Origin of the sequence: Leucobacter celer subsp. astrifaciens (assembly GCF_001273835.1) — a bacterium.
GTDB classification, from domain to species: domain Bacteria; phylum Actinomycetota; class Actinomycetes; order Actinomycetales; family Microbacteriaceae; genus Leucobacter; species Leucobacter celer.
The window spans coordinates 152,415-169,963 of record NZ_JHEI01000135.1 but is presented as its reverse complement, the minus strand read 5'-3'; the positions used below and the strand labels follow the sequence as shown (position 1 = coordinate 169,963).

The 17,549-nt window shown below is 72.6% G+C and carries 20 protein-coding genes and 1 pseudogene; 11 read left to right on the top strand and 10 right to left on the bottom strand.

The features are described 5' to 3' along the window. The first annotated feature begins 38 nt into the window (after positions 1–38). On the top strand, positions 39–500 hold the full coding sequence (locus tag AMS65_RS07290; RefSeq protein WP_053383501.1) for an SRPBCC family protein: 462 nt from the start codon (positions 39–41) through the stop codon (positions 498–500). 20 nt (positions 501–520) lie between these two features. On the opposite strand, the gene AMS65_RS07285 is transcribed toward AMS65_RS07290, so the two are convergent. Genes AMS65_RS07285 through AMS65_RS07275 form a run of 3 tightly spaced genes read right to left on the bottom strand, consistent with a single transcriptional unit; the run spans position 521 to position 2,795 of the window. Then, on the bottom strand, positions 521–1,018 hold the full coding sequence (locus AMS65_RS07285) for a Fe-S oxidoreductase (protein ID WP_241489373.1): 498 nt from the start codon (positions 1,016–1,018) through the stop codon (positions 521–523). After that, positions 1,015–1,905 (bottom strand): arginase family protein, encoded by an 891-nt coding sequence (locus tag AMS65_RS07280; protein ID WP_053383500.1) that lies wholly within the window; start codon positions 1,903–1,905, stop codon positions 1,015–1,017. Before AMS65_RS07280 ends, AMS65_RS07285 begins: the two co-directional genes overlap by 4 nt. Positions 1,906–1,958: 53 nt before the next feature. Next, positions 1,959–2,795 carry a DUF3097 family protein gene (locus AMS65_RS07275; RefSeq protein WP_053383499.1) on the bottom strand — a complete coding sequence of 279 codons (837 nt, stop codon included), beginning with the start codon at positions 2,793–2,795 and terminating at the stop codon, positions 1,959–1,961. Positions 2,796–2,834: 39 nt separating this feature from the next. Here AMS65_RS07275 and AMS65_RS07270 point away from each other — a divergent pair, with 39 nt between their 5' ends. Both AMS65_RS07270 and AMS65_RS07265 read left to right on the top strand, forming a co-directional pair. Continuing rightward, positions 2,835–4,163, top strand: a complete 1,329-nt coding sequence (locus tag AMS65_RS07270; RefSeq protein ID WP_083451549.1) for an MFS transporter — start codon at positions 2,835–2,837, stop codon at positions 4,161–4,163. A gap of 21 nt (positions 4,164–4,184) precedes the next feature. Continuing rightward, positions 4,185–5,282 carry an enoyl-CoA hydratase/isomerase family protein gene (locus AMS65_RS07265; RefSeq protein WP_053383498.1) on the top strand — a complete coding sequence of 366 codons (1,098 nt, stop codon included), beginning with the start codon at positions 4,185–4,187 and terminating at the stop codon, positions 5,280–5,282. Positions 5,283–5,294: 12 nt separating this feature from the next. Here the strand turns inward: AMS65_RS07265 and AMS65_RS07260 are convergent, their stop codons facing one another. Continuing rightward, positions 5,295–5,651, bottom strand: coding sequence for a VOC family protein (locus tag AMS65_RS07260; RefSeq protein ID WP_053383497.1), 357 nt, complete (start codon positions 5,649–5,651; stop codon positions 5,295–5,297). A 77-nt stretch (positions 5,652–5,728) separates the two neighbouring features. Here AMS65_RS07260 and AMS65_RS07255 point away from each other — a divergent pair, with 77 nt between their 5' ends. Further along, entirely contained in the window at positions 5,729–6,589 is an 861-nt protein-coding gene (locus AMS65_RS07255; protein WP_157502155.1) for a DNA-methyltransferase, read from the top strand. A gap of 39 nt (positions 6,590–6,628) precedes the next feature. Here the strand turns inward: AMS65_RS07255 and pdxT are convergent, their stop codons facing one another. Together pdxT and pdxS are read right to left on the bottom strand one after the other, a co-directional pair. Beyond that, positions 6,629–7,312, bottom strand: coding sequence for a pyridoxal 5'-phosphate synthase glutaminase subunit PdxT (gene pdxT / locus AMS65_RS07250; RefSeq protein ID WP_053383495.1), 684 nt, complete (start codon positions 7,310–7,312; stop codon positions 6,629–6,631). Next, positions 7,309–8,220: a pyridoxal 5'-phosphate synthase lyase subunit PdxS gene (gene pdxS, locus AMS65_RS07245; RefSeq protein ID WP_053383494.1), complete on the bottom strand. Its 912-nt coding sequence runs from the start codon at positions 8,218–8,220 to the stop codon at positions 7,309–7,311. The genes pdxT and pdxS overlap by 4 nt, the downstream gene beginning before the upstream one ends. A 95-nt stretch (positions 8,221–8,315) precedes the next feature. On the opposite strand from pdxS, the gene pdxR reads away from it, so the two are divergent. Beyond that, the gene (gene pdxR / locus AMS65_RS07240) at positions 8,316–9,863 is read left to right on the top strand and encodes a MocR-like pyridoxine biosynthesis transcription factor PdxR (protein WP_053383493.1); all 1,548 of its coding nucleotides are present in this window, start codon (positions 8,316–8,318) and stop codon (positions 9,861–9,863) included. A 191-nt stretch (positions 9,864–10,054) separates the two neighbouring features. On the opposite strand, the pseudogene AMS65_RS18710 reads toward pdxR, so the two are convergent. Beyond that, positions 10,055–10,357 (bottom strand): annotated as a pseudogene (locus AMS65_RS18710) (DUF488 domain-containing protein); the annotation flags it as partial. 57 nt (positions 10,358–10,414) lie between these two features. Between AMS65_RS18710 and AMS65_RS07230 the strand changes: the two are divergent. Next, entirely contained in the window at positions 10,415–11,107 is a 693-nt protein-coding gene (locus AMS65_RS07230) for a metal-dependent transcriptional regulator (protein ID WP_053383491.1), read from the top strand. Here the strand turns inward: AMS65_RS07230 and AMS65_RS07225 are convergent. Both AMS65_RS07225 and AMS65_RS07220 read right to left on the bottom strand, forming a co-directional pair. After that, a complete protein-coding gene (locus tag AMS65_RS07225) occupies positions 11,040–11,441 on the bottom strand; it encodes a DMT family transporter (protein ID WP_053383490.1) in 402 nt (133 codons plus the stop codon). The two genes, AMS65_RS07230 and AMS65_RS07225, sit on opposite strands and share 68 nt — an antisense overlap. 1 nt (position 11,442) lies before the next feature. Continuing rightward, positions 11,443–11,763: a DMT family transporter gene (locus AMS65_RS07220; protein ID WP_053383489.1), complete on the bottom strand. Its 321-nt coding sequence runs from the start codon at positions 11,761–11,763 to the stop codon at positions 11,443–11,445. A gap of 158 nt (positions 11,764–11,921) precedes the next feature. Between AMS65_RS07220 and AMS65_RS07215 the strand changes: the two genes are divergently transcribed. Further along, on the top strand, positions 11,922–12,572 hold the full coding sequence (locus AMS65_RS07215) for a hypothetical protein (protein ID WP_053383488.1): 651 nt from the start codon (positions 11,922–11,924) through the stop codon (positions 12,570–12,572). Between the two features lie 82 nt (positions 12,573–12,654). On the opposite strand, the gene AMS65_RS07210 is transcribed toward AMS65_RS07215, so the two are convergent. Continuing rightward, on the bottom strand, positions 12,655–12,978 hold the full coding sequence (locus tag AMS65_RS07210) for a GNAT family N-acetyltransferase (protein ID WP_053383487.1): 324 nt from the start codon (positions 12,976–12,978) through the stop codon (positions 12,655–12,657). A gap of 55 nt (positions 12,979–13,033) precedes the next feature. On the opposite strand from AMS65_RS07210, the gene AMS65_RS07205 reads away from it, so the two are divergent. The 4 genes from AMS65_RS07205 (at position 13,034) to AMS65_RS07190 (ending at position 17,538) form a co-directional block, all read left to right on the top strand. Then, the gene (locus AMS65_RS07205; RefSeq protein ID WP_157502137.1) at positions 13,034–13,585 is read left to right on the top strand and encodes a hypothetical protein; all 552 of its coding nucleotides are present in this window, start codon (positions 13,034–13,036) and stop codon (positions 13,583–13,585) included. Continuing rightward, the gene (locus AMS65_RS07200; RefSeq protein ID WP_053383485.1) at positions 13,585–15,255 is read left to right on the top strand and encodes an adenosylhomocysteinase; all 1,671 of its coding nucleotides are present in this window, start codon (positions 13,585–13,587) and stop codon (positions 15,253–15,255) included. Before AMS65_RS07205 ends, AMS65_RS07200 begins: the two co-directional genes overlap by 1 nt. A 9-nt stretch (positions 15,256–15,264) precedes the next feature. Then, positions 15,265–16,578: an amidohydrolase family protein gene (locus tag AMS65_RS07195; protein ID WP_053383484.1), complete on the top strand. Its 1,314-nt coding sequence runs from the start codon at positions 15,265–15,267 to the stop codon at positions 16,576–16,578. A 117-nt stretch (positions 16,579–16,695) separates the two neighbouring features. After that, the gene (locus AMS65_RS07190; RefSeq protein ID WP_053383483.1) at positions 16,696–17,538 is read left to right on the top strand and encodes an ABC transporter substrate-binding protein; all 843 of its coding nucleotides are present in this window, start codon (positions 16,696–16,698) and stop codon (positions 17,536–17,538) included. The last annotated feature ends 11 nt before the right edge of the window (positions 17,539–17,549 follow it).

Sequence of the window (17,549 nt, the reverse complement as noted above, 5' to 3'; positions counted from 1 at the left end):
CGTGGAGAGGCAGTGATCGTGTGGGAGACCCGAGACCCGTGATTCGACTGGAGACCCGGATCGATGCGCCGCCCGCGGCCTGCTTCTCGCTGAGCCTGTCCGTCGATGCGCACGTGGCGTCCATGAGCGGCTCGAGAGAGCGCGCCGTCGCGGGGGTGATGAGCGGCGAGATCGGGGCCGGGGAGACCGTGACCTGGCGAGCCGCGCATTTCGGTGTGCCGTGGCGCATGACGTCGAAGATCACCGAGTACGAGACGCCGTATCGCTTCGTCGACGAGCAGGTCTCGGGTCCGTTCGCTCACTGGCGGCACGAGCACCGCTTCGAACCGGATGGGCGGGGCACCCTGATGCTCGACCTCGTGGAGTTCGCGTCCCCGTGCGGGCCGATCGGTCGGATCGCGGACCGTCTGGTGCTGGAGCGATACCTCACCGAGCTGCTGAAACGGCGGAATCGGTGGCTCGCGAGTGAACTCGAGGCGGGCTCGAAGACCGAGGGCTGATCGAGCGCGGGCAGGGCCGGCTACTCCGCAGGCTCCCTCACCCGCGGGCTCCGGCGGGCGGGACGCGCGCGCTTCACATAGCCGCCGTCCTCGAGGCCGGCCTCGATCTCGAAGCGGTTGCGCAGCGGGTCGCGGCCCGCGAAGAGGTAGAGCAGCGGCAGCGCGAGCCCGTAGTGCCGCCACTGCTCGCGGTGCACCAGCTCGTGGCGCAGCACCGCGGGTGAGACGTTGCGGTCGGTGAGGTAGCAGGAGCCCACGCAGCTGCCGCCGCGCCCGAAGCTCCACCGCGGCATTCCGCGGAAGATCCAGAGCCCCTCGTGCCGCTCCACCGCGCCGGTGCTCCAGATGCTGCCCCAGACGAACCCGACGCAGGTGGCGTAGAGGTATCCGAGCTGGGCGAGCGGCCAGGCGGGGGCGCCTCGGCCGGCCGTACCCGAACCGGCCGTGCCCGAACCCGCGTCGCCCGGGCCGCCTGCTCTCGGCTTCTCCGCTGCCGGACTCTCCGCTGCCGGGCTCACGCGGCAGGACCCGAGGTGAGCGCCGCGAGGATGCGCAGCACCGTCGGCAGGTCGTCCGCGGCGACGGAGGAGTCGGCGGGCGCGAACTCGCAGATCGCGGCCCCGGCGAGCGGCAGTGAGGTGACCGCGGCGCGGATCGCGGAGGTCAGCTGCGCGATGGTGAGCCCGAAGGGAACCGGCTCGTGCACGGCCGCGAACTCGGCGGGATCGAGCACGTCGAGGTCGACGTGCACGTAGACCCGCGTCGCGCCGGACCCCGCGAGGCGATCCGAGATCGAGGAGGCGAGCGCGGCGGGATCGGGGTTCGCCGCGAGATCGGTCGCGCTCGCGATCGCCACGGGGTCCATCACCTGCACCCCGAGCCGTTCGAGCTCGTCGTCCTCGTCGGGGTCGATCGACCGCGTGCCGACGAGCGTCAGCAGTGCAGGGTCGATGGGAGCGGCCGAGGCCAGATCGGGGGCTCCGTCGCCGAGGGCGTGCCGCAGCGTCATGCCGGAGGCCGCGCCCGACGGGGACGTGCTCGGATGCTGGAGATCCGGGTGCGCGTCGAACCACAGCACGGCGACGCGATCGGCCCCGTGCAGGCGCACGGCGGCCTCGAGACCGGGCAGCGAGGACGCGCAGTCCCCGCCCACGATCACCGGGACGCCGTTCGCCTCGACCTCTCCCAGCACCTGGTGGGCCGAGGCGCGGGCGCGCAGCAGGCTGCTCAGACGCGCGATGGGCGTACCCATCGCGTCACCGGCCTCGAGCGGCACCTGCACCTCGCGGGTGGCGGTCGCGGGGAGATCCTCTCGCAGCGTCGCCGCTCCCTCGGCCAGTTGCATGGCGCGGGAAGACGAGGATCCCTGCCACTCGGGCATCAACAGGAACACGGGTTTGGACACGACACCTCCTCGAGTTGCGCACGTCTCCCATCAGGATACGCCCGCATCGGGGATCAGCCCACCGTGACGAAATCGATGAGATGCTCCACGCGGCCCACCAGCTCGGGTTCGAGGTCGCGGAAGTGCCGCACACGACCCCGGATCCTCGCCCACGCCTCGGCGATGTCCGCCGGCTCCTCCGCCGGCCAGCCGAGCGCGCGGCAGATCCCCGTCTTCCACTCGATGCTGCGCGGGATCGTCGGCCACTCCTGCAGCCCCACGCGCTCCGGCTTGACGGCCTGCCAGATGTCGACGAAGGGGTGCCCGACGATGAGCACGTGCGCGCCGTGCGGACCGCGCTCGATGGTCTTCGCGATCCGCGATTCCTTGCTGCCCGCTACGAGATGATCGAGCAGCACCCCCGCGCGCCGCTGCGGGCCGGGGCCGAACTCGGTGAGCACCTGCTCGAGATTGTCGGCGCCCTGCAGCAGCTCGACCACCACACCCTCCACGCGCAGGTCGGCTCCCCACACCTGCTCCACGAGCTCGGCGTCGTGCTTGCCCTCGACGAAGATGCGGCTCGGCATGGCGGTGCGGGCCCGCTGCTGCTCCACCGCGAACGAGCCCGACGCGGTGCGCTGCCGCCCGGCCGGCTGCCGCTTCGGCATCACGAGCCGCACGGGCTCGCCGTCGATGAGGAAGCCGTCGCTCAGCGGGAAGGCGCGCACCTTGCCCCGGAAGTCCTCGAGCTGCACGAGCCCCTCGCGGGCGCCCACCACGGCGCCGCACCACTCGGACTCGGAGTGCTCCACCACGAGGCCGCGCGCGAGCGGCACCTCTCGCCGGTGCACGGGGCCGCGGCGGGGCTTCATCCGGGCGACGGGGTCGTTGTCGTAGCGCGAGTCGAACACAGAGGCGAGCCTAGCGGGTGCGGCCACTAAGCTGGGGCGGTGAGCGACGCGCCCGAAGATCCCGAGCAGCGGAGGCGCGGACTGCGATCCCTGCTCGTCGACATCACCCCGCTCCGGGCGAGTCCCGCGTTCGCGAAGCTCTGGATCGGCTCCTCCGTGTCGCAGATCGGCGCGCAGATCACGATCGTCGCGGTGGGCCTGCACATCTACGACATCACGCACTCGACCCTCGCCGTCTCGCTGCTCGCACTTTGGGCGCTCGGCCCCATGATCCTCGCGGGCTTCGTCGGGGGAGCGCTCGCCGACACCTTCGACCGGCGCCTCGTCGCCCTCATCACCGCGATCGTGGCCTGGTGCAGCATCGGCACGCTGACGCTCATCGCGTTCCTCGGCGTCGAGGCCACCTGGCCGTACTACGCGCTCGCAGCGCTGAACGCCGCCTCCGCGACCATCAAGGGGGCGACGCAGGGCGCGATCCTGCCGCGCCTGCTGCCGCCGCAGCTGCTGCCGGCCGCCGCGGCGCTGAGCGGGATCACCATGGGGCTGGCGATCACCGTCGGCCCGGCGGTGGCGGGCGTGCTGGTCGCGACCGTCGGCTTCGCGTGGACCTACCTGCTCGACGCGGTGCTCTTCACCGCCGCCTTCTTCGGCATCCTCAGCCTGCCGAGCGTCACTCCGGAGGGACCGCGCAGGAACCCGGGCCTGGGGTCGGTGGTGGAGAGCCTGCGCTTCCTGCGCCGGGCGCCCAACGTGCGCGCCACCTTCGTCTGGGACCTCGTCGCGATGATCTTCGGCACGCCCCGAGTGGTGTTCCCGGCGGCGGGTGCGCTCGTGCTGGGCGGCGGGCCGGTCACGGTCGGGATCCTCACCGCGTCGTTCGCCGTGGGGTCGCTGCTCAGCGGGCTCTTCTCCGGTCCGCTCGGGGCGGTGCGACGGCAGGGCCGGGCCGTGACGCTCGCGATCGCGGTGTTCGGGGTGTTCACGGTGCTCTTCGGCGTCGTGCTGCTGGTCACCGGCATCGTCGAGGGACCGGGGGCGCCCGATGCGCCGCTCGTGCCGGCGATCGTGCTGGCGGGCCTCGCGCTCGCGGGCACGGGCGCCGCCGACAACGTGAGCGCGGTCTTCCGCACCACGATCCTGCAGGCGGCGGCCCCGGACGACGTGCGCGGGCGCATGCAGGGCCTCTTCTACGTGGTCGTGGCGGGAGGCCCCCGCGTGGGCGACCTCCTAGCGGGTGCGGTGGCGACGCTCCTGGCGCTGTGGGCGCCCCCGCTGCTGGGCGGCGTGGTCATCGTCGGCATCATGCTCGTGCTGCTGCGCACCGCACGCGGGTTCCAGCGCTACGACGCGCACCGCCCGACCCCGTAGCGCGGGTGGTACGGTGCTGGGATGAGCAACGACGCACCCGCCGCAGCACCCGCCGAGCCGCTCGTCCTCTCGCGTCGGGAGGGGCGCATCACCCGCATCACGCTCAACCGGCCGCGCGCGATCAACGCGCTCAACCTCGAGATGTTCGAGCTGCTCATCGCCGCGCTCGAATCGGCGTGGAGCGACGGTTCGAGCGCGATCCTGCTCGACGGAGCCGGAGAGCGGGGCTTCTGCGGCGGCGGTGACATCAAGCAGCTGTCAGGGGCCGACGGTCGCAGCATCCTGGCCGTCGAGTACCGCGTCGACCACATGATCGCGACCTCCCCGGTCCCGGTCGTGGGGTACATGGACGGGGTGACGATGGGCGGTGGCGTCGGGCTCACCGGTCACGCGAGCCACCGGGTCGTCACCGAGCGCAGCCGGCTCGCGATGCCCGAGGTGCGCATCGGCATCGCCCCGGACGTGGGCGGTCACCTGCTGCTGGCACGGGCGCCGGGGCGGCTGGGCGAGATGCTCGCGGTCACGGCGGGCGAGCTCGACGCGGGCGACGCCATCGCGCTCGGCTTCGCGGATTTCTTCGTGCCCTCGGAACGCCTGGACGATCTGCGAGCGGCGCTGGCCGCGGGCGAGGATCCGGGAGCCGCGTGCGCCCGTTTCGCCGAACCCGGACCCGAATCGGCCGTGCTCGCCGCACGCGAGTGGTGGGATCCGATCGCCGAGGGGGTTCTCGGCGGAGCGCACGCGCCGGCTTCTCGGAACCCGGCGGGTGCCGCGCAGCGCCTGGTGCACGCGCTCGAGCTGAGCGATTCGGAGCCGGCGTCGGCGGCGGCCGAGGGCATGCGCCGCATGTGCCCCACGTCGGTCGCGGTGACGCTCGCCCAGCTCGACCGCACCCGTCGTCTCGGCCTCGGCCTCACCGAGGTGCTGCACGACGATCTGCGCGTCCTCGGCCGCCTCGCGTCGCGCCCCGACTTCACCGAGGGTGTGCGCGCACAGGTGATCGACAAAGACCGCAACCCGCGCTGGTCGCCCGAACGCATCGAGGACCTCGACCCCGCGGAGGTCGCGGCGATCCTCGTCCCGGAGCTCGCGGCCGACGAACCGCCGCTCGTGCTGTGACGCCGCCTCGGCTCAGTGCGGATCCCCGATGCAGAACTCGTTGCCGTCGGGATCGGCGAAGGTGTCCCAGCTGAAATCGTCTTCACCGCGCCGCCCCAGATGCGTCGCGCCGGCCGCGACCCACTCGGCGACGGCGGTCTCGCGGTCGACCTCGTCGCTGCGGTCGAGATCGAGGTGCAGCCGGTTCTTGCCGGGCGTCGGGGCGTCGACCCGCTGAAAGCCCAGCGCGACCGGGATCTCGGGCGCGCGGACGATGCAGAACCATCCGTCGGCGTCGTGCACGATCTCGCCGCCGAGCCGGCCCGCCCACCAGGAGGCGAGCGCGCGCGGATCCTCGGTATCGACGGTGATCATTCCCAAGCGGATCATGAGTGCTCCATTCGTTCGCGGCGATGGATCCCACGCTACCGGCGACCACCGACATCGACCGCTAGGCTGGGTCGGTGATCGAAGCCTGGCATCCGAGCGGACCCGATCTGGTGCACTCGGGGGACAACCTCCCGTTCCTGCGGACGCTGCCCGACGGCGCGTTCACGCTGGTGTATCTCGACCCGCCCTTCAACACGGGGCTGTTCCGGCAGGCGGAGCGGGTGCGCGGCGTGCGCACCGCCGAGGGCGATCCGGGCGGCAGGCTCGGCTTCCGCGGGCAGGGCTATGCGGTCACGCGGGAGCGCACGCTCGCGTTCGACGACCGCTTCGTCGACTACTGGGAGTTCCTCGAGCCGCGCATCGAGGAAGCGTGGCGACTGCTCGCGCCCGACGGCACGCTGTATCTGCACCTCGACTACCGCGAGGTGCACTACGCGAAGGTGCTGCTCGACGCGCTCTTCGGGCGCGAGTGCTTCATCAACGAGATCATCTGGGCGTACGACTACGGCGCCCGCGCGCGTCGCAAGTGGCCGACGAAGCACGAGAACATCCTCGTCTACGTGAAGGATCCGGATCGGTACCATTTCGACTCCGCGGAGGTCGACCGCGAGCCCTACATGGCCCCGGGGCTCGTGACTCACGCCCGCGCGGCGCGAGGGAAGCTGCCGACCGATACCTGGTGGCACACGATCGTCTCGCCGACGGGCAAGGAGCGCACCGGCTACCCGACGCAGAAGCCGCTGGGTGTACTGCGCCGCATCGTGCAGGCCTCGTCGCGTCCGGGGGACTGGGTGCTCGACCCGTTCGCGGGCAGCGGCACGACGGCCGCGGCGGCGGCGGAGCTCGGGCGGCGGTTCGTGGCGGTCGACGACAACGAGGCGGCCATTGCCGTCATGCGGGATCGCCTCTCCGGGGGATCGGTGCGGTTCACGGGCTGAGCCGCGATTCCTCCGGTCCCGTGGCCCGGCCGAGCGAGGTCACCGCACCGCGCGTGCGATGAGAGCTCGGTGCAGCGCGGGATCGCCGCTCAGCTCGGGATGGAATGAGACGCCCGTGACCCGGCCGATCCCCTCGGAGACGCCCGTCGGGGCGTCCGCCTCCGCCTCGCCGCTCGAGACGGAGGTGACGCCGAGGATCCGGTCACCCGCGCGGGCGATCACCCGAGCCGCCGGTCCCACCTCGCGCACCTCGGGGGCGCGGATGAGCGCCCCGCGCACGCGCCCGTCCGGCCCGCCGCCGGCGACTCCGTCCACGCTGAAGCTCGCCTCGGTCGACACGAGCTGCGGGCCGAACGCGTTGCGGGCCACCGCGACGTCGAGCGACCCGAGGCTGCGCTGATCCGGTGCGGGATCGTGGATCGCTCTGGCCAGCAGGATCAGGCCCGCGCAGGTGCCCAGCGTCGGCACACCCGCGCGGATCGTCGCTCGCAGCGGTTCGAAGAGATCGAGGAGACGCAGCAGGCGGTCCATCGCGGACGACTCGCCACCCGGGAGGATCAGCGCGTCGACGCGGGGTCCGTCCGGCCCGGCCAGCTGCTCGGTCCGGCGCACGAGCACGGCGCGCGCCTCGAGTCCCTCCACCATGCGGGCGTGCTCGGCGACGCCGCCCTGCAGCGCGAGCACACCGACGACGGGGCCCGGCCCGCAGGGCGCGGTGCTCACCAGCCGCGCTCGGCGAGCCGGTGCGGAGCCGCCAGGTCCGTCACGTTGATGCCCACCATCGCCTCGCCCAGTCCGCGCGACGCATCGGCGATCGCGCGCGGGTCGTCGTAACGCGCCGTCGCGTGCACGATCGCGGCGGCCCGCTTGGCGGGCTCTCCCGACTTGAAGATGCCGGAGCCGACGAATACGCCGTCGGCACCGAGCTGCATCATCATGGCGGCGTCGGCGGGTGTGGCCACACCGCCGGCGGTGAAGAGCACCACCGGCAGCGATCCGGTGCGGGCGACCTCGACCACGAGGTCGTAGGGGGCCTGCAGCTCCTTGGCCGCGACGTAGAGCTCATCCTCCCCGAGCGCTCCGAGGCGCGCGATCTCACCCCGGATCGTGCGGATGTGCTTCGTCGCCTCGGAGACGTCGCCGGTGCCCGCCTCGCCCTTGGAGCGGATCATCGCGGCGCCCTCAGCGATGCGGCGCAGCGCCTCGCCCAGGTTCGTCGCACCGCACACGAAGGGGACCGTGAAGCCGCGCTTGTCGATGTGGTTCACGTAGTCGGCGGGGGAGAGCACCTCGCTCTCGTCGATGTAGTCGACCTCGAGCGCCTCGAGCACCTGCGCCTCGACGAAGTGTCCGATGCGGGCCTTCGCCATGACGGGGATCGAGACGGCGGCCTTGATCCCGTCGATGAGGTCGGGATCGCTCATGCGGGCGACGCCGCCCTGTGCGCGGATGTCGGCCGGCACGCGCTCGAGCGCCATCACGGCCACGGCGCCTGCGTCCTCGGCGATCCGGGCCTGCTCCGGCGTGACGACGTCCATGATGACGCCGCCCTTGAGCATGTCGGCGAGGCCCCGCTTCACGAGCGGGGAACCGGTAGCGGCGGCGGGGGATGCGTGATTGGTTTCAGTCATGGCTTCCACCCTGGCCAAGGTCAATGGTTCATGACAAGATCCATTTTCAATGAATCTGAATGGACCAATTCGGGTGATGCTGCCAGACTGGGGGCGTGAGCGATCGTTCTTTCCGAGCCCCTGCCGAGTTCCCGGTGCACCTCGACCGAGCGGTCGGCACCCCGCTCCCGGTGCAGCTCGCCGCCGCACTGCGCGAGGTGATCGACGCCGCAGGGCTGCGCCCGGGCGAGGAGGTGCCTGCGACCCGGCGGCTGGCGAGCCGCCTCGGTGTGGCCCGCGGCGTGGTCGTCTCCGCCTACGAGCAGTTGATCGCGGAGGGATATCTCCGAGCGGAGCGCGGGCGCGGCACGGTGGTCAACCCGGATCTCGCCCCCGCTGCCTCTGCTGCCTCTGCTGCGGGGCGCGGCGGGGGATCCGGTCGCCCTGGAGGCGCGCCCGTCCGCTCTGTTCCGATCCCGCCCGGGCCGACCGGCGGAGGTGACGCGACCGGCTCCCGCGGACTCGGGATCGAGGATCCCGCCGCGCGGCCCCCGCTCGCCCCCGGAGCCCCGCTGACCGATGCCACCGAGCGCCCGGCCTGGCGCGCCGCGTGGCGCAGCGCGGCCGCCCGCGCTGACCGGCGGCCGCCCGCGCTCGGCGACCCGCGGCTGCGCGCCGAGCTGGCGGAGCACCTGCGTCTCGTGCGCGGCACCGCCAGGCCGGCCCGGGACGTGCTCGTGACCGCCGGAACCCGCGAGGGGCTCGGCCTGCTGCTCACCGCGCTCGGCACCACCCGCGGCAACGGGCTGGTCGTGGGCGTCGAGGACCCGGGCTACCCGTCGCTGCGCGGTGTGGCGGCGCGCCACGGGGCGCGGATCGTCTCGCTGCCCGTCGACGCCGACGGCCTGCGCACCGACCGCCTTCCGGTGGGCATGCTCGACCTCGTCATCGTGACGCCGAGTCACCAGTACCCCGTCGGCGGCTCGCTGCCGCTGCCGCGCCGCCGCGAACTGCTCGACTGGGCCGGGCGCACGGGCGTCGTGATCGTCGAGGACGACTACGACTCCGAGCTGCGCCACGTCGGCAGCCCGCTGCCGGCCCTCGCCGCGCTCGACGATCCCGTCTCGGGCTCGGTGGTCACGCTCGGCACCTTCTCGAGCACGGTGACGCCGGCGCTCGCCGCGGGATTCCTGCTCGCCCCCGAGCAGTTGCGCTCGCTGCTCGAGCCGGTGCGGAGTGACCTCGGGTCGCCCGTCTCGGCGGTGGTGCAGCTCGCGCTCGCCGACTACCTCGCGAGCGGCGAGCTGCGCCGCAACATCGCGCGGGTGCGCCGCCGTCACGCCGCGCGCCGGGACCTGATCTCCGAGTGCTTCGCGGGCGTCGCGGAGGTGCGGGTGCGGCCCATGAGCGGCGGGCTGCACGCCGTCGTCGAGCTGGGCGGCCCCGCCGCGACCGCGCAGGAGCGCGAGGCGCAGGTGGTCGCCAGGGCCGCCGAACCCGCACCGGGCTTCCCGCACGGGCTCGGCGTCGCGGCGCTCGGGGCGTACTGGCAGCACCACCGATCCGACCGCACCGCAGGTCTCGTGCTGGGCATGGGCGGGCCGGACGGGGCGGAGTTCCGCGCCGCGATCGAGCGCCTGCGCGCGATCCTCGGCGAGGGCTGAGAACGTCGCCGGGTGAGCGACGAGCCTGCCAGGAGTCGAAGCCCGCGGGGTCTGGTTTCGACTCGCTTGGCTCGCTCAACCGGCTCTACGGCGCACGCGATCCCGAGGCGAATCACGCGGTCGTGCTGCGCGACGCCCTCCTCGAGCATCTCGGGAAACGGCTGCCAGCCGCCGGTTGAGCGAGCGAAGAGCCGGGTGAGCGGGGAGTGCTCCCTCGCCAGCCCCGCGAGCCGGTCGAGCGCCTCGGCGGCAGCACCCTGGGCCAGCTCCGCGCGGTAGTCGTCGGCGAACGCGGCGAAGTGCTCGGGATCGTGCGCATCCGGTTCCGCGTGCCAGGCCTTGCGCAGCTCGGCGCTCGGTACCACGTCCCTGTCCCAGAGGTCGAGCGCGGCCCGCTCCTTCGACACGCCCCGAGGCCAGAGACGATCCACCAGCACCCGGAAGCCGTCGCCCGCCTCGGCCGGCTCGTACACGCGCTTGATCCTGACATCCATGCCCCCAGTCTCCCGCCGGCGGCCCCGGAGCGCCAGTGGAGCGGGTAGCCTAGCTGGGTGAGCGTTGACGATATCTCGCCGAGCATGCAGAACTACCTCAAGGTGATCTGGGGGCTGCAGGAGTGGTCCGACGCTCCCGTGTCCAACTCGGCCATCGCGGAGGTCGCCGGCGTGCGGCTCTCCACGGTCTCCGATGCGCTGCGCAAGCTCTCCGACCTCGAGTTCATCGGTCACGCCCGCTACGGCAACGTCACCCTCACTGATCTGGGCCGCGAGCACGCGATCTCCATGATCCGCCGTCATCGGCTGCTCGAGACCTTCCTCGTGCAGGTGCTCGACTACGAGTGGGACGAGGTGCACGAGGAGGCCGACCGCCTCGAGCACGCCGTCTCGGACGAGTTGATGAACCGGGTCGACCGAGTGCTCGGATTCCCGAGTCGCGATCCGCACGGCGATCCGATCCCGAGCGCCGACGGCCGCGTGCACCGCCCCGACGCCGTGACGCTCGCCGAGGCGCTCGCCCCGTGCCGCGTGCGCGTCGAGCGCATCTCCGACGCCGATAACGAGATGCTGCAGTACTTCGCGAGCCGCGGGCTCGTGGTCGACGCCGAACTCGAGGTGCTGCCGGGCGAGCCCTACTCCGAGACGGTGACCGTGCGGGTGGGGGAGTCCGCGGCCCCCGTCAGCCTCGGACCCGCTGCTGCGGCGTCGGTGTGGGTGTCGCTGGAGCCGGGCTCTTCGCGAACTTGAGGCCGATCACGCAGCCGACGATCCCCGCGAGGAACAGCAGCTTCAGCGGCGAGGGATCCTCGCTCCCGATGAGGATCGAAGCTCCGACGGTGAGCGCGGCGCCGAGCCCCGTCCAGATCGCGTAGGCGATGCTCACCGGGATCCCGACCATCGCGTAACCGAGGCCCACCATGCTCAACGGGCACGCGATGCAGAACACGATCGCGGGCAGCAGCACGGTGAAGCCGCGCGACTGGTCGAGGGCGATGGCCCACACGGCTTCGAGCCCGGCACTCGCGAACAGGACGACCCAGTGCGCGGTCGTCGCGACCTTCGGGCGGTTCTCGACGGCCATGTCAGCTCACCGCCTTGAGCCCGACGACGCAGCCGATCAGACCGATCAGCAGCAGCACGCGCAGCACCGTGGCGCGATCCCGGCGCGTGATCATCGCCCAGGCCGCCGTGAGCACGGCCCCGATCCCCACCCACACGGCGTACGCGGTGCCCACGGGGATCTCGGTCATGGCGAAGGCGAGCCCGACCATGCTCGCGGCGAGCGACACCACGAACACCGCGCTCGGCCAGAATCTTCGGAATCCCTGCGACGCGTCGAGTGCGGTGGCCCATACGGCCTCGAGCATTCCGCTCAGCAACAGTGCGATCCAGGCGAGTGACATGAGACGGCCTCTTTCCGGCCGTCGTCATCTATGCGGGTACAGCTCCCTCGTCCGCGCCCCGGGACACGGGGCCTCTTCCAGTCTCGCACACCGGCCGACGGATTCGGTCGCGATAGGCGATAATGGTGGGGATGGTGTGAGGTCCGGAGAGGAGAGCGGTGTTCGGCTGGTCGAAGAAACGCAAGCGCGGCAGCAACCGCCCCCAGCGCAGGCTGCCCCGCCGCGTCCTGGCCCCGGTCGAGGAGATCGTCGAGCAGGGGCTCCTCGTCGCCGACGTGGCGGTGCGGATGACCGTGAAGAACGCCATCATCATGAACGCCCTCAAGCGTCACGTCGACTACCAGGAGTCGCAGATCATCGACATGGTGCGCGAGGCGACCGAGGATCTTGCCCAGGAGCGGGAGCGGGACGCCAAGCACATCTCGCGCATGCGCAACGAGATCCGCGATACCGGCCGGAGCTCGTGGAGCGAGTCGGACTACGGCAACGACGACAATCGCACGCTGCGGCATCGCCAGGAGGTATACGAGCGGGTGGCTGAGGAGCTGCACGCCCGGGCCGGCGACGACGAGTACCTGCGGGTGACCGCCGAGCGCGCGAGGGGCCTGGCGTGGGACGAGATCGGCGACTCGCTCAAGGAACGGGCGTCGCACCCGTACTACAGCGGCGGAGACAACGACGAGTACCGCAGCGAGCGCGACGGGCGCATCCAGCAGCTCATCGAGAAGGATCTGACCGCGCTCATCCAGCAGCAGACCGGCCCGGCCAAGGGGCGCAAGGTGAGGCGCAAGGATCGCGAGAGCGCCTGATCGGCCCGGCCGCGGATCGCCGCCTCGGCCGCTGATCGGTCCGGTGCCCGACCGATCCGGCCTCGCGAGCAGGCGGGCCGGGCTACTGCTCGAGCACCTCGGGGTGCCGCGCGATGTAGCCCTCGATGAACCAGCAGGAGGCGCGCACGCGTCGACCGCCGATCGCGTCGCCCGTGAGCGCACGGCGCGCGAGCAGCCGCGAGAGCCCCGTGCCCCGGAGCGCCGGCACCACGACGGTGTGGTCGAAGTCGATGACATCGTCTCCGATCAGCGAGTAGTGCGCCTCTCCGATCAGGCGTTCCTCGCCCGCACCGCGCTGGTAGATCGCGTATCGGTGACGCTCCGGCTCGTGGACGATCGTGAAGCCGTCGGCGGCCGCCCGGTCCTCATCCAGATATCTCGACATGCCGCCAGCCTAGGTGAGAAGCCCGGCGCGCGGAACGAGCCGTTATCCTCGTATGGTGCGAAAGACTTCTCGGCTTCGAGCCGCAGCCGCGATCGGGGCGCTCTGCTGCGCTCTGACCGGTTGCAGCGGTGAAGCCGAAGCGCCGCCCGAGCCCGAGCCCGAGGTGCTCTCGGCGAGCCAGGCGGGCGGCGTCTACCTCGACGCCGTGTGCCCCGTGAACGCCGCGTGGGACGAGGCGGATGTCGAGCTCGACCGTCTGCGCATCGCGGTCGGCCGGGGCGACGAGGCGCAGATCGACACCCGGTTGTTCGCGGACGCGATGGGCGAGGTCGCCGACGCGAGCGAGCGAGCGGCGGAGCGCCTCGAGACGAAGCAGCAGGAGTGGCCGAGGGGCACCGAGACGGCGGTCGAGGCCGTGCGCGACACCCTCGAGAGCGACCGGAAGCAGGCGCGGAAGGTCGCGAAGCTCGACGCAGCGGATGCCGTGGGCTACGCCTGGCTGGGAGCAGAGGAATCGGCGGCCGCCGCCGCGCGCGCGCGCACGGCGCTCGGCCTGCCGGAGGACCCCATCGCCGCCTGCGCGCAGTGGGAGGAGCGGTCTCACTGATGGAGCATACGGACGACCGGCAGGGTCGACAGGAGCTGGAACGGGCGCTGGCGGTGGAGCGCGCGGTGCGCGCCGCCGCTCGCGCGGGCAACCGCCTGCTCTCGGCCGGCGTGGCCGACATCGCGGTCTCCGACCCCCTCGCGCGGGAGCTGCTGCTCGCGGTTCTCGCGCGCATGGGAGTGCGATCGTCGCGCGAAGCGGGGGCACCGGCCGAGTTCGTGTTCCGGGATCGGGCAGGCGACGGACCGCGACCCGAGGCCGGCTCCGAGGGGCTCGCCCCGGTCGTCGTCGGGCTCGACGGCGGGGCGGCCTCGGCGCGGGGCGCCGACGCGGCGTCGAGGATCGCCTGGGCGGCGCGGGGCATGCGGGCGACGGCCGTGCTCGCCGAGCGGATGCGCGCCGAGCACGAGGGGCGCGCGGGCGGGGCACCGCGGATCGCGGTGAGCCTGGTGCTCGAGCCGAAGACCGCCGCGCTCGCGCTCGCGCTCGTCGACGCCGGATTCGAGGTGGCGCTGTTCAGCGCGGTCTCCGAGACCGACCCCGACGTGGCGGCCGCGCTCATCGCCGACGGCAGGGTCGCGGTGTTCGCGCCGACGGCGGTCTGCGCCGACTCCGACGCCGACTCCGACGCCGACTCTGACGCCGACGCCGCCCGCCGCATGGATGCCGAGCACGCCGCCGGAGTGCTCGCCTGGCGGCCCGAGTACCTCATCGATGACGGGGCGCACCTGATCCGCCTCGCCCACACCGAGCACCCGGAGGCGCTCGAGACGCTGCGCGCCGCGGCGGAGGAGACCACGAGCGGGGTGCGGCCGCTGCGCGAGATGGCCGCGGAGGGATCCCTGCGCATCCCGGTGATCGCGGTCAACGACGCGCGCACCAAGACCGACTTCGACAACCTCGTGGGCACCGGGCAGTCGTGCGTCTTCGCCGCGGCCGAGCTGCTCGACGCGGCCGCGTGGAGCGTCCCGGGCGCGTCCCGCGCCGGCGGCGGGTACCGGGGGCTGCGGGATACGCGCTGGGCGGTGATCGGCTACGGGCCCGTGGGCGTGGGCACCGCGCGGTTCGCGGCGGCGCTCGGGGCGCGCGTCACGGTGGTGGAGCGGGATCCGGTGCGCGCGCTCGCCGCGCTGCACGACGGCTTCGAGGCCCGGGATGCCGCGCACGCGCTGCGCGAGGCCGACGTGGTGGTGAGTGCGACGGGAGTGTGGCACACGCTCGACGCCGCGGGGTTCGCGCGGTTGCGGCCCGGGGCGGCCGTGTTCGTGGCCGGCGGCATCGACGACGAGCTGGCGCTCGACGAGCTGCGGGCCGCCGGGTGGCGTCGCGAACCGGTCGCGCAGGGGGTGGACGAGTGGATCGCGCCCGGGGCCGATCGCGGTGCGCTCGTGCTGGCCGGCGGCGGGGGAGTCAATTACACGGCCGCGGAGGGCAATCCGGTCGAGGTGATGGATCTCTCGTTCGCCACCCAGATCGCCGCCCTCATGCGGCTCATGCGCGAGGAGCTGCCGGCCGGCGTGCACGCGCTCTCCGCCGCGGACGAGGACCTCGTGGCGCGCGCCGCGCTCGCGGCCCGCGGAGCGGACGCGGATCCTGCGCCCTCCGGTGCGCGGCCGGGCGGCGCCGCGCAGCCCTGGACCGTGCATCGCTACCGGAGGTACGAGCCCTAGAATCTACGGGTGAGCACCGAATCGCAGACCGTCGTCTACAGCGCATCGCTCGTCTTCCCCGTGACGAGCCCCCGCATCCCGGACGGGGCCGTGGCGGTGCGCAGCGGGCGGATCCTGCACGTCGGCGACCGGCGCTGGGTGCTCGACGCGCTCGACGCCCGGGGCGCGGACTATCGCGAGGAGCACTGGGAGGGCGTGCTCGCCCCCGGCCTGGTTAACGCGCACACCCATCTGCAGTACACGCGCATGGCCGAGGTGGCGAGCCGCAATTACACGGGCTTCGATCACTGGGGAGACGCCTTCGACGAGGTCTACGCGCGGGGTGATCACGACTGGGCGGCGGCGGCGGCCGAGGGCGCGGAGCAGAGCCTCGCAGCCGGGGTCACCGCCGCGGCCGATGTGGTGACCGACCGCGAGGCGATCGGTGCGCTGCACGACGCGGGCATGCACGGCATCGCCTACTGGGAGGTCTACGGCAAGAGCAATGCCGACTGGGACGCCGCGGCTCGCGAAGAGGTGCGGGATCAGATCCGCAGCATCCCGACGCCGCCAGGCGCCGGTGTGTCGCCGCACGCCCCCTACTCGCTCGAGGTGCAGCCGCTGCTCGAACTGCCCGACATCGTGCGCGAGGAGGGGCTGCGGCTGCACATCCACCTCGCCGAGGCCCACATGGAGCGCGAGTTCGACGGCATCGACGGCTACGTGGGTGCGGGTCCCGGCGGCCACGGCGAGTGGCCGGAACTCGGAGCCGACAGCTTCCGGGCCCTGCGCTCGCACGGGATCGGCGTCTCCTCGACGCAGTTCGTCGATCACCTGGGTGTGCTGGGCCCCGACTGCCACATCGCGCACGGCGTGTACGTGAGCGCCGAGGACCGCGCGCTGCTGCGCGCCCGCGGTACGAGCGTGGCGCTCTGCCCCCGATCCAACGAGGTGATCGGTCTCGACATGCCGCCCGTCGCCGCCTACCTGCGCGAGGGCAACCTCATCGCGGTCGGCACGGACTCGCTCTCCTCCTCGCCCTCGCTCGACCTGCTGGCCGACGTCGCGGTGCTCTACCGCGTGGCCCGCAAGCAGGGCTACCGCGGCGACGACCTGCACCAGCGGCTCTTCACCGCGGCGACGCTCGGGGGAGCCGCGGCGCTCGGCCTGCATGTGGGTCGCGAGCGCATCGGCCAGCTCGGGGTGGGTGCGGTCGCGGACCTCGCGTTCTTCGACGTTCCGGCCCGAGATCCCGATGCCGCGCTCATCGAGCTGGTGGAGAACGGCGCGGGTCGCGCGCGACGCACGATCGTCGCCGGTGTGGAGCGGCACCGCCGCGTGTGACCCCGAGTGACGGGAGCGTGCACCGCACGGTCCCGGGTGTCTCGTAGAATGAACACCGGTCTGCGCGGACACCTCCGCGCGCTCGGATCCCGCAGTCCTCGGAGAAGGAGTATCCCGATGTCCCGCACTTCCCCTCTCGCCTCTGCCGTCGCCGTCGGCGCCGCGGCGCTGCTCGCCCTCACCGCCTGCGCCGGAGGCGGATCCTCCGACGCCGCGGACGACACCGCGGCCATCGGCCCGGTCACCGAGGGCAAGCTCACGATCGCCACGGGTGAGCCGGCGTACGCCCCCTGGGTGCTGAACGACGATCCCGAGAGCGGCGAGGGCTTCGAAGCCGCCGTCGCATACGCCGTGGCCGAGGAGATGGGCTACGCCGCGGAGGACGTGGTGTGGGTGCGCACGAGCTTCGACTCGGCGATCGCGCCCGGGCCGAAGGACTTCGACCTCAACCTCCAGCAGTTCTCGGCCACCGAGGATCGCGCCAAGGCCGTGGACTTCTCGTCGCCCTACTACGTGACCAGCCAGGCCGTCGTTGCCGCCGGCGGCACCCCCGCCGCCGAGGCGAAGAGCATCGCCGATCTCAAGGACGTCGTGCTCGGCGTCGCCTCGGGCACCACCTCGCTCACCGTCGTCGAGGAGGTCATCGCGCCCGACAAGGACCTGCAGGTCTTCAACAGCGTCGACGACGCGGTCGCCGCGCTGCAGAACGGCACCATCGACGCCCTCGTCACCGACCTGCCCGGCGCCTTCTACGTGCGCGATGCGCAGCTCGACGACGGCGTGATCGTCGGCCAGCTCGAGTCGTCGGCGGGCGGCGACGAGTTCGCCTTCGTGCTGCCGAAGGGCTCGTCGCTCACGGCTGATGCGACGAAGGCCGTCGACGCGCTGCGCGAGAACGGCACGCTCGCCGCGCTCGAGACCGAGTGGCTCGCCGACCAGGGCGCCCCGGTCCTCGGCTGATCCGCCGCACC